The sequence below is a fragment of the Xenorhabdus kozodoii genome, from assembly GCF_002632875.1.
GTDB lineage: Bacteria > Pseudomonadota > Gammaproteobacteria > Enterobacterales > Enterobacteriaceae > Xenorhabdus > Xenorhabdus kozodoii.
Genome location: NZ_NJCX01000003.1, coordinates 20,917 through 35,339, shown reverse-complemented (window position 1 = coordinate 35,339; position 14,423 = coordinate 20,917). Strand labels below are relative to the sequence as shown.

Sequence of the window (14,423 nt, the reverse complement as noted above, 5' to 3'; positions counted from 1 at the left end):
GAAAATAATGACATTTTGCGCTAACGCGATTTTACTTAATTATTTCAATTAATTATATGGATTGGGTAAATGTACGAGTGATAACATCCCGTTGCTGTTCTTTAGTCAAAGAATTAAACCGCACAGCATAACCTGATACACGAATAGTCAACTGCGGGTATTTCTCAGGATCTTCCATGGCATCCAACAGCATTTCGCGGTTCATTACGTTGACATTCAGGTGCTGACCCCCTTCGATATCCGCTTCGTGATGGAAATAACCATCCATCAGGCCAGCCAGATTTGCTTTACGTACTTCGTCATCTTTACCTAACGCATTAGGTACGATAGAGAAAGTATATGAAATACCATCTTTGGCATAAGCAAACGGCAGTTTAGCAACAGAAGTCAATGAAGCCACCGCACCCTTTTGATCGCGCCCGTGCATTGGGTTAGCACCAGGCCCAAAGGGTGCGCCAGCACGACGTCCATCAGGAGTATTCCCCGTTTTTTTGCCATACACCACGTTTGAGGTAATGGTCAATACCGACTGAGTTGGAACAGCATTGCGATATGTTTGCAATTTCTGAATTTTCTTCATGAAGCGTTCAACCAGATCACAAGCGATATCATCGACACGTGGATCGTTGTTACCGAATTGTGGATATTCACCTTCAATATTGAAATCAATGGCTAAGCCATCTTCATCGCGGATGGTGGAAACTTTCGCATACTTAATGGCAGATAATGAGTCAGCAGCAACGGATAAGCCGGCGATACCACATGCCATCGTGCGATACACATCACGATCATGCAGGGCCATTAACGCAGCTTCATAGCTGTATTTGTCATGCATGTAGTGGATGATATTCAGGGCAGTAACATACTGTTTTGCCAGCCAATCCATGAAGCGATCCATTCGCTCCATAACCTTGTCATAATCCAGCACAGTGTCTTTCATTGGCTCTTCTTTCGGGCCAACCTGCATTTTCATTTTTTCATCCACACCACCGTTGATGGCATACAGCATGGTTTTTGCAAGGTTTGCACGGGCACCAAAGAACTGCATTTGTTTACCAACAACCATTGGACTGACACAGCACGCGATAGCATAATCATCGCTGTTGAAGTCAGGGCGCATCAGGTCATCATTTTCATATTGCAGGGATGAGGTATCGATCGACACTTTTGCGGCAAACTTTTTAAAATTAATGGGCAGTTTTTCTGACCACAGGATGGTCATATTAGGCTCTGGGGATGGCCCCATGGTATAGAGCGTATGCAGGAAACGGAAACTGTTCTTGGTGACAAGCGTGCGCCCATCCAATCCCATACCCGCCAGCGATTCGGTTGCCCAAATTGGATCGCCAGAGAACAGCTCATCATACTCAGGAGTGCGCAGGAAACGCACCATGCGCAGTTTCATAACCAAATGGTCGATCAGCTCTTGGGCCTGTGGTTCGGTCAATTTGCCTGCCTGGATATCACGTTCGATGTAGATATCCAGGAAGGTGGAAACACGACCAAAGGACATTGCCGCGCCATTCTGGGATTTAACCGCCGCCAGATAAGCAAAATAAGTCCATTGTACGGCTTCCTTGGCATTGGTCGCAGGATTGGAAATATCATAGCCATATTTAGCCGCCATCTCTTTGAGTTGACCAAGGGCATGATGTTGGTCGGCCAGCTCTTCACGCAGGCGAATGGTAGACTCCAAATCTTCGCCGTTTTCCAGTTTTTCCTGTAGAGAAGTAAATTGGGCAAACTTCTCATCACGCAGGTAGTCGATACCATACAATGCAACGCGACGGTAATCGCCGATAATACGCCCACGGCCATAAGCATCAGGCAGGCCAGTCAATACGCCAGATTTACGGCATTTCAGGATATCGGGAGTGTAAACATCAAAAACGCCCTGATTATGGGTCTTACGATATTCAGTGAAAATTTGTTTCAGTTTTGGATCCAGTTCGCGATTGTAGGCTTTACAAGAACTTTCAACCATCTTAATGCCACCAAATGGGATAATGGCACGTTTCAATGGCGCTTCGGTTTGCAGGCCAACGATTTGTTCCAGATCTTTTTCAATATAACCGGCATCATGAGAGGTAATTGTCGATGCAATGTCAGTATCAAAATCTATCGGTGCATGGGTATGGTTTTCAATTTTGATACCTTCCATGACTTTTTCCCACAAAATATTTGTTGCTTTTGTGGCACCCGCGAGGAAAGATTCATCCCCTTCATACGGGGTATAGTTTTTCTGGATGAAATCATGAACGTTGACTTCATTTTTCCAGCTACCCTCGTTAAAGCCTTGCCATGCTACTGAGAATTTTTCGTTTAACTCGGACATGATACTTCTACCTTTTAACAGTGGAATTTTTAAGAAATCTGATAGGGAGGCGAATTAGTGTTTTCTGCCACCACGTAAATAAATCAACCAATAAGTCAGCCCAACCAGTAGCGCACCACCAATAATGTTGCCTATTGTGACAGGGATTAGGTTATCGGTAATAAAACTTGAAACATTAAGCTGGGGAAATTGTTCGGGAGTTGTCCCGACTCTCTGCCAAAATTCATCCGGTGCGAAGTTTTTGATCATGATCCCGAACGGAATTAAAAACATGTTAGCGATACTATGCTCAAAACCGCTGGCGACAAACATGCCAATGGGCAGTATCAGCGCGAATAATTTATCGATCAGGCTCCGTCCGGCATAGCTCATCCAGACAGCCAGGCATACCATCAGGTTGGCTAAAACACCCAGGCATACTGCTTCAATAAAAGAATGGTGCATTTTATGGTCTGCTGTCTGTAATACATTCAAACCCCAACTACCATTAGCAGCGGCATATTGGCCGGAATACCAAATCAAGGCCACGAAGAACAAAGCACCAATGAGATTACCGATATAGACGTTAACCCAGTTTTTGAACATTTGAGTCCAGGTAATACGTCCTGTTGCTTTTGAAATGATCGTCAATACGGTGGAAGTGAAGAGATCGACACCACATATAACGACCAACATTAAACCAAGGGAAAAACAGATCCCGCCAGTTAATTTCGCTAATCCGTAAGGAATGGAAGAGGTTCCGGTTGTGGCCGTAATATAAAAAACAAAAGCGATGGAAATAAACACGCCTGCCATGATTGCGGATAAGTAAGTCACTGCGGGATGTTTATTGACTTTATATACACCAATATCATCAGCGAGTTGTGCCATTACAACAGGCGGAAATAAATTAAAAGGGCCGTCAGTTTTCATCCTAACACTCTCTTTATCCTTAATTAATCATAGCACGCCTTGATAGTAACAAACGGACATTAGCCAGAATTTGATATGGATCATATTAGACCGAAAGTCTACGAGGGCAGGGCAGCCTAAATGGGGTGTGATTGGTCTAATATATTGATTTATAATTAAAAATATTTTTTAAAATTTATAGAAATATTTTATATGAGTGCTTTTGGTCTTTTAGGTCTTAAAAGTAAAAATACAGGTTAAATTGTCATTTATTTGTTATTTAAAAATAAACGATATTTAACCTGTATTTTACTTTTTGTGGTTAATAAACGTTAATGTAACGACTTATTTATCAGCCCAAAATGCTTTCTTGGCTTTTTGCAGCTTTTCATAAGCATTTAATAATGCTTGATGGGCTGGCAAAGCGTTTAATTCTGGATCGATAGACCATAAACCATAGAAACCGTTTTCTCCGGCAATGGCGGCTGAGGCGGCATCAACGGTGTCTTGACCGTACATTTTTACAAATGCCTGATAATATTGTTCTGGTTGGCGATCCTCTTCTTGGGTCAACAGCAACAGCGTTTGCAGGCAGCGATAATAGTTAGCGCGTTCAGAGGTAAAAACAGAAGCATTGAAATCTTGTGTCCATTCAACCCAAATCAGCGCTTGTTCCAAATCCTTACCTGCCAGTGCCAGCATAGATTTCAATTCACCAATACGCAGGTTACTCCAACCGTTATCTTTACCTACAGCAATGCCTAATAATTCACGGACACGCGTGAAATCATCCAAACCCTCATCATCTAACTGTTCGAGGAGGGCCAGATACGCTTCTGGCTGCCATTGACTCTCTGGCAATGCCAAGATGGTGTCACGCAAATGCGTTCCCATAGTGTTATTAGCAATATGCAGATCTTCGACGGGATAAATATCTGACATGCCGGGAACCAGAATACGGCAGGCATAAACGCCAAGATGCTCATAATCAGCAATATAAACTTCAGCATCCAGTTGATTGAAGATCCCCATCAGGGTGGCGAATTCTTCTTCTGTCGTTCCGCTGAAATTCCAGTCTGCAAACGCATAATCAGCATCCTGTTTGAACAGATCCCAACTGATTGCTCCGCTTGAATCAATAAAATGAGTTTCCAGATTGGTATGCTCAGACACTTCCTCATCATCAAAACTGGGTGGGGTGAAGACATCCAGATCTTTCAGACTCCGGCCTTGCAGCAGTTCTGTGACTGTACGCTCCAGCGCAACACCAAAATCGGGGTGTGCACCAAAGGAAGCAAAACAAGTGCCATTATTAGGATTGAACAGGACGACACAAATGACGGGAAACTGCCCACCAAGTGAAGCGTCGTAACAATAGAGCGGGAAGCCTTCTTCCTGCAATTTGTTGACGGATTCAACAACGCCTGGGTAGCGATCCATAATTGCCTGTGGAATTTCAGGCAAGCTGATGCATTCTGCGATAATGCGGTTTTTCACATAGCGCTCGAATACCTCAGATAATCCCTGTACACGCGCTTCATTCATCGTATTGCCGGCTGACATGCCATTTGAAACATACAGGTTGCCGATAATATTCATGGGAATATAAATCGTTTGGTTATCTGACTGACGTGTAAATGGCAGAGCACAAATTCCTCGCTCTTCATTACCGGATTGCAGATCAATTAATTGGCTAGCACAAAGCGCGTTATCTGGATCGTAAAAATGGTGCAGACGTTCGTCTAAAATACCGGCTGGCAGAGAGTCATCTTCCGGCACCGGGAACCATTTTTCATTTGGATAGTGGACAAACTCACCATTGGCAATCGTATTGCCCAGATAAAAATCAGCAAAGAAATAGTTTGTCGATAGACGCTCAAAATATTCTCCCAATGCAGAGGCCAATGCAGCTTTCTTGCTGGCGCCCTTGCCATTGGTAAAGCACAGAGGGCAGTCGCGATCGCGGATATGTACTGACCAGACATTCGGGACAGGATTCAACCATGAGGCTTCTTCAATATTAAAACCAAGGGACGTTAGCTTGTGCTGAAAGCGGTTAATGGAGTCTTCTAACGCGGCATCTTTGCCTGGGATATAGGTTTGCGTCATCGTGATTCACTTCAATTCATGTTAAAGGTGCATATCATACGGCGTTTTTTTTATCCGCTCTATCAATTCCCAAAAATTATTGTTAATTAGAGTTTATTTATTCTTGGTTTACATAATAAAATAGTTTTTTTTACAAGAGGTTGAATAATGAAAAAGACTAAAATAACAGCAATAGCCGGTTTTCTGGCTTTAGTTAGTGGTTCTGCTTTCGCTTTGCCAAATATCACTGTTTTGGCAACGGGAGGTACAATTGCCGGGGGTGGTGAATCTGCAACGCAATCTAGCTATACAGCGGGTAAAGTCGGTATTGATGCACTGCTGAATGCTGTACCAGCAATTAAAAACATTGCTGATTTGAAAGGCGAGCAAGTTGTTAGCATTGGCTCTCAGGACATGAACGATCAGGTATGGTTGACGCTGGCGAAGAAAATTAATGCAGAATGTGACAAAACCGACGGTTTTGTTATCACCCATGGTACGGACACCATGGAAGAAACTGCCTATTTCCTCGATCTGACGACTCAATGCCAGAAGCCTATCGTGATGGTTGGTGCAATGCGCCCATCTACTGCACTGGGTGCTGATGGTCCATTAAACCTGTTTAATGCGGTTGTTGTGGCTTCTGATAAAAACTCTGCAAACCGTGGTGTCCTGCTTGCGATGAATGATTCCGTTATTCATGGCCGTGACATTGGTAAACTGAGTACAACGGAAGTTCAGGCGTTTCAGGCGGTGAATTCTGGTGCACAAGGCTTCGTTCACAATGGAAAAGTGCGCTACTATTCTGCGGTGCCAGTAAAAGCCAGCAAAGCCGTTTTTGATGTGAGCAAACTGGATAAATTGCCAAAAGTGGGTATCGTTTATAACTACTCTAATGCGTCTGATCTGCCAGTAAAAGCTTTCGTTGAAAATGGCTATCAGGGCATTGTCAGTGCAGGTGTAGGTAACGGTAACATCTATAAGTCCATTTTTGACACATTGACTAAAGCCGCTAAAGATGGCGTCGTTGTTGTTCGTTCCAGCCGTATTCCTTTCGGCTACACGACCCAGAATGCTGAAGTTAACGACAGCAAATATGGATTTGTGGCTTCAGAGCGTTTAAATCCGCAGAAAGCGCGTGTTCTGCTGCAATTGGCTCTGACGCAAACTTCCGATGTGGAAAAAATTCAGGAAATGTTTAGTAAGTATTAATGCCTGGTTGAATAAAAAGGCGCATTCTATGCGCCTTTTTATGATTGATTAACATTAGCAAATTTATTTTCCACAAGTCCCTTGAAAATCTTGGATTTTTTTAGGTGAGCCATTGCGGCCATTATAAACTGAAACATCAATACATTTATTTTTTACATTCATTAGTAGAAAATCGCCTTGGAATAGTGCGCCGCTATTATATATTCTAGCATGACCAAAAACGGGGTCTTTTCCATTTTGGTTGGATTCTTCAACCTGATGAGTATGGCCAAGAAAGACCGCCATAACGTTATATTTTTCAATGAAATCTTTGAGTTCTTTTTTCTCTTCATCAGTACTTTTTTGAATGAAGTGTTGAGTGCCATCGTGAAAATTAAGAATGCTTGCTTTTCCTCTGGAATATGCATTTGCTAAGTCGTTCTTTAACCACTCCATTGATGTTGTTATATTTATTGTTGATGCGGCATAGTGATCTAATTTAACGTGATAAGTCGGGTAGTTTTGTAGTTGAACATAATGAATATTACCAAAATCCCATGAGTAAGCCAAACTACCACTGCGGTTGCTATTGTTATAATAACTACTGAAATTTAGTAATAATTCTTTTTGGTAATGGTTGCTGATTTCTGATGCCATATTATCTACAGACCATCTTGCACAAGCGTTTTTACTAAAATCCAATCCTTCAGTACAATCATTTACATTGTTTGCGTAATCATGATTACCAAGGCCAAAATAATATGGGAACAACAATTTATTATATATTTTATAAAAACTATTTCTGGTGGATTGTCGGCCGAATTCGGTCATGTCACCATTTATGATGCCGAAGTCTACTAGACCTTGCAAATGTAATTCATTAATACTTTTTACAACATTTTGATTTCTGTTTTCCCAGGGAGCCTGATTTTTAGTAGAGTTAGGGTCTCCGGTTTCTAATCTCCATGGTTGCGGATCAGACATAACAATGACTTTATAATCTCGTGTGATATTCTTTTTGAAAAAAGTGACATTTATTTCAGTATTATCCCCTTTTCCTCCAGAGTACCCCGTCAAGTAACTGTCTGGTTTATTTGTGTTTATAGCATATGAATTACTTCCTATATAAGGGTTACTCCAGTATATGGTTATATTGGCACCATCTGATGTTTTGTATGTGGTAGTTCCTTCTGTTCCAGTCATAAATCCGTTGGATTCAGGCATAAAAGTGACTAACCCGCCCGCTAATATTTTTTCAGGAGGTTTGATGTTCCATATGCCGCTTTTTAAAGATTTTGAATCAAGTGTTAAAATATCGTCTGTACTATTTTTTAAGTTAATGAAGGTAGATCTTACTGCACCGATGGCAGAAGAAGATGAGAAAAATAATATAATAAAAAACATATAGCTAAGATAGATTGGTTTTATTTTATTCATGTTTATGTCATCCTGTTTTATTGGTGAATTATTTATTATTTATGAAACACTTTTGGCTTGTGGTAATAACTAAAATTTATACCAATCCAACTTCAAGTTGCCGCTTGCAAACCAATGTGAGTGTTGGTCTCTCCCCGCGCAGCGGGGAGAGACCAGATGCATCTTGAGAGGCGACGGGTATATAATGTATTTTTTAGAACTTAAAATGTATATGTGTATTAGGTTGTATTTTATTTTTTGGTTAAAATGTGATTGATAATTAAAGTATTTTAGATGATTTAATGGATGATTCTGAACGTATTTATAATGAGGTGGTTATGTTTGTCAGTAAAACTAAATAGCGTTTCACAATAGTGAGACACGCAAATTCAGTATAATCCTTATTCCTCGCACCGCGAGGAGTAAGGGGGTGTCCCACCGTTTTGAAATCTTATTTAGCTATATGAATTATAAATTAAGTGAAGTAAGTGGGAAGTGTTTTTTTATAACATTTTTATAAAAATGTTATAAATGAATAATTAAAATCACTTAATGACTTGTTTTTATTCTTATGATTAATTTTGAAATAAAGTTAACTGTGGGGTTTTCATCTTCAATTTGGCCATGATCATTGATAAAATTCTGGCTATTTTTTATCCTTAATATTTTGACCATTAATGAGTGTTTTTTCAGCTAGTTATACAATGGATTGCAACAAATGTTTAATAATTATTGCAGCGGCAAAGAGGGAGTGATAAAACCCATATATCCGATTTTATTGTATCCATTGATAGGGTGAAGTTAATGAGTCAGGTATATAATTTCAGCGCTGGCCCAGCTATGTTGCCAGCAGAAGTGTTACGACGCGCAGAGCAGGAACTTTGCAACTGGCACGGCTTGGGAACATCGGTAATGGAAATTAGCCACCGTAGCAAAGAATTTGTAGCGATTGCGGCAGAAGCAGAAAAAGATCTCCGAGATTTATTAACAATACCTGAGAATTACAAAGTGCTGTTTTGCCACGGTGGTGCTCGAGGGCAATTCTCAGCGTTACCACTGAATTTACTGGGTGATAAATCGACAGCAGATTATATCGTTAGTGGCTACTGGTCTGAGTGTGCGGCGAAAGAAGCAGAAAAATATTGCACACCAAACCTTATTGATATCAGGACAGAGACGGACGGCATCAAAAGCGTGAAGCCGATGAGTGAGTGGGCCTTGAACAGTGATGCGGCCTATATCCATTATTGCCCTAATGAAACTATTGAGGGCGTTGCAATTTTTGAAGAGCCTGATTTTGGTGATGATAAAATTGTGATTGCTGATTACTCTTCAACCATCCTCTCTGCACCCATTGATGTTAGCCGCTATGGGGTTATTTATGCTGGAGCACAAAAAAATATCGGCCCAGCGGGAATAACCGTCGTCATTATCCGTGAAGATCTATTGGGCAAAGCACACCAGCATACCCCCTCTATTCTGGATTATACTGTAGAGGCCCAATACGACTCGATGTATAACACGCCGCCGACATTTGCATGGTATCTATCTGGTATGGTATTCAAATGGCTGAAAGAGCAGGGGGGGCTGCAAGAGCTGAGTAAACGCAATCATGCCAAAGCTGAACATCTCTATCATGCCATTGATAACAGCAAGTTGTATATCAATCGGGTTGCTCCCCAAAACCGTTCTATCATGAATGTGCCATTCCAACTGGCTAACCCAGCGTTAGATGGTCAGTTTCTGGCAGAAGCCTATGCTCGTGGGCTGCATGCGTTGAAAGGGCATAAAGTTGCGGGAGGTGCTCGCGCTTCTATTTATAACGCTATGCCTTATGAGGGAGTAAAAACCTTGGTTGAATTTATGGCTGATTTTGAACGCCGTAACGCATAATTTTCTATCATCGGGAGGGGAAAAACCTCCCGAACCCCAGCTTCTCTATTTATCCTAAAAAAACGTAAGAACATAGCCTAATTAAGAAAACCGGAGACGCCTCTCTATCATGCAATCCCTGACGTTACGACCTATTTCCCGTATTAATGGAACGATTAATTTACCCGGTTCTAAAAGCGTTTCTAACCGCGCTTTATTACTTGCGGCTCTCGCCAAGGGAACAACCCGATTAACCAATTTGCTGGACAGCGATGATATCCGTTACATGCTTAATGCTCTGGCTGCATTGGGTATTTCCTGCCGTCTATCTGCCGACCGCACTATTTGTGAAGTGGATGGCATTGGCGGTTGCATTACGGATAAGCACGGCATCGAACTGTTTCTGGGTAATGCAGGTACAGCAATGCGCCCATTGGCGGCGGCGTTATGCTTGGGAAATAACAGCCTGGATCGCAGTATGAGTGTGGTATTGACCGGTGAACCTCGTATGAAAGAACGCCCAATCGGTCACTTGGTTGATGCCCTGCGCCAAGGGGGAGCAGAAATTGATTACCTTGAACAAGAGCATTATCCGCCTTTACATATCAAGGGCGGATTTTCAGGGGGAAAAATTACCGTTGACGGTCGCGTTTCCAGCCAATTCCTGACGGCCTTGTTGATGGCAGCCCCATTGGCAGCAAATGACACGGAAATCCGCATACAAGGCGATTTAGTTTCCAAGCCTTATATCGATATTACATTGGCTTTAATGAAAAGTTTTGGTGTGGCGGTAAACAATCAGCAATATCAGGTTTTTCACATTAAAGGCCAACAGCAATATTTATCTCCAGGGCACTACCTGGTAGAAGGCGATGCTTCATCGGCGTCTTACTTTCTGGCCGCGGCAGCCATTAAAGGCGGTATCGTTCGTGTTACGGGGATTGGCAAAAATAGCCTGCAAGGGGATACCAAATTTGCCAATGTGCTGGAACAGATGGGCGCGATTATTCGTTGGGGGGATGATTTTATTGAATGCGAACGCGGTACATTGACCGGCATTGATATGGATATGAATGCTATTCCTGATGCGGCAATGACGATTGCGACAACCGCGTTATTTGCACAGGGAGAAACCATTATCCGCAATATCTACAATTGGCGGGTAAAGGAGACGGATCGGTTGCACGCCATGGCTACGGAATTAAGAAAAATCGGCGCCGAAGTGGAAGAGGGGCATGATTATATCCGAATTTCTCCGCCAGAAAAATTCCATCATGCTGAAATTGAAACCTATAATGATCACCGCATTGCCATGTGTTTCTCGCTGGTGGCCCTGTCGGATACCCCTGTCACCATTCTTGATCCCGGCTGCACAGCAAAGACATTTCCAGACTATTTCAATCAGCTTGAAAGGCTCAGCCAGTATGTAAAGTAGAGCGGGATGCAGAAATAGATAGGAATAGAAATAAATGGGCTTTACCTGTTTCTCTCTCACCTGCTGAGCGCATATAATAGGACAGGTTTTTATTGCTTGCTAATTAGGCAATTTTTGCATTCGGTAAATGACCTGTCTGTTATACGAATGTTATGCGAAAAGGAGGATAATGATGGCGGCGATAGCCCCAGTAATAACCGTTGATGGGCCAAGTGGTGCTGGCAAGGGAACACTATGTCAGGCATTGGCTGAAGCGTTAAATTGGCAATTGCTCGATTCAGGTGCCATTTATCGTGTATTGGCACTGGCTGCCATCCATCATCAGGTGGATATCCAGTCTGAAGACGCTCTGGTTCCTCTGGCTGCAAACCTGGATGTTCGTTTTATGCCTGAAAATGGCAAACTCCGGGTCATTCTGGAAGGCGAAGATGTCAGCAATGAAATTCGTACCGAAGCCGTTGGAAATACGGCTTCACAGGCGGCAACATTCCCACGTGTCCGTGAAGCGCTTTTACGCCGGCAAAGAGCTTTTCGCATTGCGCCTGGGCTGATAGCTGACGGTCGTGATATGGGCACTGTCGTATTTCCTGATGCACCAGTGAAAATATTTCTTGATGCAAGTGCGGAAGAACGCGCCCGTAGACGCATGTTACAGTTGCAGGAGAGCGGTTTTAGTGTTAACTTTGAAAGCCTTTTGTCCGAAATAAGGGAACGGGACTTTCGCGATCGTAATCGGGCAGTCGCGCCTTTAGTGCCTGCACAAGATGCATTGATCTTGGATTCGACCAGCATGTCTATCGAAGAAGTGATTGATAAAGCACTGGCTTATGCGAAAAATGCGCTGGAAATACCCGCATAACCGTTAATTTTCTCAAATATGCTATTGCAGTGGCATATCAAGAAGATGTATATAGAATTCTGGTGTATTGGTAGTGAAATATTCTGGTACACTAAAACACCTTGTAACAGGGAACGTTGCGAGGTATGTAAAACAACCCCATTCGGCTGGAAGCTAAATGGACGTTAATTAAAAATCTTGAAGATCATAAACATGACAGAATCTTTTGCTCAACTCTTTGAAGAATCCCTACAGACTATCGAAACTCGTCCAGGTGCCATCGTTCGTGGTGTCGTGGTTTCTATCGATAAAGACGTTGTATTGGTTGACGCGGGTCTGAAATCAGAATCTGCAATTCCTGTAGAACAATTCAAAAATGCTCAAGGTGAGCTGGAAATCCAGGTTGGCGATGAAATCGACGTAGCTTTGGATGCGGTAGAAGATGGTTTCGGTGAAACTGTCCTGTCTCGTGAGAAAGCGAAACGTCACGAAGCATGGCTGATGCTGGAAAAAGCATACGAAGAAGCTGAAACTGTCACTGGTATTATCAATGGCAAAGTAAAAGGCGGCTTCACTGTAGAACTGAATGGTATCCGTGCGTTCCTGCCAGGTTCACTGGTTGACGTTCGCCCAGTTCGTGACACTACTCACCTTGAAGGCAAAGAGCTTGAGTTCAAGGTCATCAAGCTGGATCAGAAACGCAACAACGTAGTTGTTTCTCGTCGTGCAGTTATCGAATCTGAAAACAGCGCAGAACGTGATCAACTGCTGGAAAACCTGCAAGAAGGCATGGAAGTTAAAGGTATCGTTAAGAACCTGACTGACTACGGTGCATTCGTTGATCTGGGCGGCGTTGATGGCCTGCTGCACATTACTGATATGGCTTGGAAACGTGTTAAACATCCAAGTGAAATCGTCAATGTGGGCGATGAAATCACAGTTAAAGTACTGAAATTCGACCGTGAGCGTACCCGTGTATCTCTGGGTCTGAAACAACTGGGCGAAGATCCATGGGTCGCAATCGCTAAACGTTATCCAGAAAGTACTAAACTGACTGGTCGCGTAACTAACCTGACTGATTACGGCTGCTTCGTTGAAATCGAAGAAGGTGTTGAAGGTCTGGTACACGTTTCAGAAATGGATTGGACCAACAAAAACATCCACCCATCCAAAGTTGTTAACGTTGGTGATGTTGTGGAAGTTATGGTTCTGGATATCGATGAAGAACGTCGTCGTATCTCCCTGGGCCTGAAACAGTGTAAAGCTAACCCTTGGCAGCAATTTGCTGAGACGCACAACAAGAACGATCGCGTTGAAGGTAAAATCAAGTCTATCACTGACTTCGGTATCTTCATTGGTCTGGAAGGCGGAATCGACGGTCTGGTTCACCTGTCTGACATCTCCTGGAACGTTGCAGGTGAAGAAGCAGTTCGTGAATACAAAAAAGGCGACGAAATCGCTGCTGTCGTTCTGCAAGTAGATGCAGAGCGTGAGCGTATCTCTCTGGGCATCAAGCAACTGGCAGAAGATCCATTCAACAATTACCTGTCTGTAAATAAGAAAGGTGTAATTGTTACTGGTAAAGTCACTGCAGTTGATGCAAAAGGTGCTACAGTTGAATTAGCTGACGGCGTAGAAGGTTACCTGCGTGCATCAGAAGCTTCACGTGACCGCGTTGAAGATGCAACTCAAGTACTGAATGTTGGCGATGAAGTTGAAGCTAAATATGTTGGTGTTGATCGCAAAAACCGCGTAATCAACCTGTCTGTTCGTGCAAAAGACGAAGCTGATGAAAAAGACGCTATCGCTTCTGTGAACAAACAAGAAGATACAAACTTCGCTAACAACGCAATGGCTGAAGCTTTCAAAGCCGCTAAAGGCGAATAATCTAAGTCAATAACGGCGGGTAATATTTGCCAGAGTGGCAATATTACCCGAATACGGTAGTTTAGGGAGGTACTATGACCAAGTCTGAATTAATCGAAAGACTTGCAGAGCAGCAATCTCACATGCCGGCCAAAGCCGTTGAAGATGCAGTGAAAGAAATGCTTGATCATATGGCAGAAACACTCGCCGCAGGTGAACGTATTGAAGTTCGCGGATTCGGCAGCTTTTCTCTTCACTACCGGGCTCCGCGTGTGGGGCGTAATCCAAAAACGGGTGAAAAAGTGGAATTGGACGGTAAATATGTTCCCCACTTTAAACCTGGTAAGGAATTACGTGACCGCGTGAATATCTATGGCAATAGCTAAGATATCAGTTATTACTTAATTAAACTAACGGCACCTTAGGGTGCCGTTTTTTGTGAGGATAGTCGTATTTTTTTTGGGCGTTTCTTCCGTTTGAAAATTAATTTG

Annotated in this window: 10 protein-coding genes; 6 read left to right on the top strand and 4 right to left on the bottom strand. The window is 42.8% G+C overall.

Annotation, left to right across the window (positions count from 1 at the left end):
* Positions 1–52 precede the first annotated feature (52 nt).
* The 3 genes from pflB to ycaO form a co-directional block, all read right to left on the bottom strand.
* Positions 53–2,335: a formate C-acetyltransferase gene (gene pflB / locus Xkoz_RS02670; RefSeq protein WP_099140631.1), complete on the bottom strand. Its 2,283-nt coding sequence runs from the start codon at positions 2,333–2,335 to the stop codon at positions 53–55.
* 54 nt (positions 2,336–2,389) lie between these two features.
* Entirely contained in the window at positions 2,390–3,247 is an 858-nt protein-coding gene (focA, locus tag Xkoz_RS02665; protein WP_099140630.1) for a formate transporter FocA, read from the bottom strand.
* A gap of 324 nt (positions 3,248–3,571) precedes the next feature.
* A complete protein-coding gene (ycaO, locus tag Xkoz_RS02660) occupies positions 3,572–5,335 on the bottom strand; it encodes a 30S ribosomal protein S12 methylthiotransferase accessory factor YcaO (protein ID WP_099140629.1) in 1,764 nt (587 codons plus the stop codon).
* Positions 5,336–5,482: 147 nt separating this feature from the next.
* Between ycaO and ansB the strand changes: the two genes are divergently transcribed.
* The gene (gene ansB / locus Xkoz_RS02655) at positions 5,483–6,526 is read left to right on the top strand and encodes an L-asparaginase 2 (protein WP_099140628.1); all 1,044 of its coding nucleotides are present in this window, start codon (positions 5,483–5,485) and stop codon (positions 6,524–6,526) included.
* Between the two features lie 63 nt (positions 6,527–6,589).
* On the opposite strand, the gene Xkoz_RS02650 is transcribed toward ansB, so the two are convergent.
* A complete protein-coding gene (locus tag Xkoz_RS02650) occupies positions 6,590–7,942 on the bottom strand; it encodes a metallophosphoesterase (RefSeq protein WP_141554395.1) in 1,353 nt (450 codons plus the stop codon).
* 783 nt (positions 7,943–8,725) lie between these two features.
* Here Xkoz_RS02650 and serC point away from each other — a divergent pair.
* From serC to ihfB, 5 genes are all read left to right on the top strand, one after another.
* Entirely contained in the window at positions 8,726–9,814 is a 1,089-nt protein-coding gene (gene serC / locus Xkoz_RS02645; RefSeq protein ID WP_099140627.1) for a 3-phosphoserine/phosphohydroxythreonine transaminase, read from the top strand.
* A gap of 109 nt (positions 9,815–9,923) precedes the next feature.
* Positions 9,924–11,228, top strand: a complete 1,305-nt coding sequence (gene aroA, locus Xkoz_RS02640; protein WP_167386543.1) for a 3-phosphoshikimate 1-carboxyvinyltransferase — start codon at positions 9,924–9,926, stop codon at positions 11,226–11,228.
* Positions 11,229–11,400: 172 nt separating this feature from the next.
* Positions 11,401–12,087 (top strand): (d)CMP kinase, encoded by a 687-nt coding sequence (cmk, locus tag Xkoz_RS02635; RefSeq protein WP_099140625.1) that lies wholly within the window; start codon positions 11,401–11,403, stop codon positions 12,085–12,087.
* A gap of 192 nt (positions 12,088–12,279) precedes the next feature.
* Positions 12,280–13,953, top strand: a complete 1,674-nt coding sequence (gene rpsA, locus Xkoz_RS02630; RefSeq protein ID WP_099140624.1) for a 30S ribosomal protein S1 — start codon at positions 12,280–12,282, stop codon at positions 13,951–13,953.
* A 74-nt stretch (positions 13,954–14,027) separates the two neighbouring features.
* Positions 14,028–14,318, top strand: coding sequence for an integration host factor subunit beta (gene ihfB, locus Xkoz_RS02625; protein ID WP_099140623.1), 291 nt, complete (start codon positions 14,028–14,030; stop codon positions 14,316–14,318).
* Positions 14,319–14,423 lie beyond the last annotated feature (105 nt).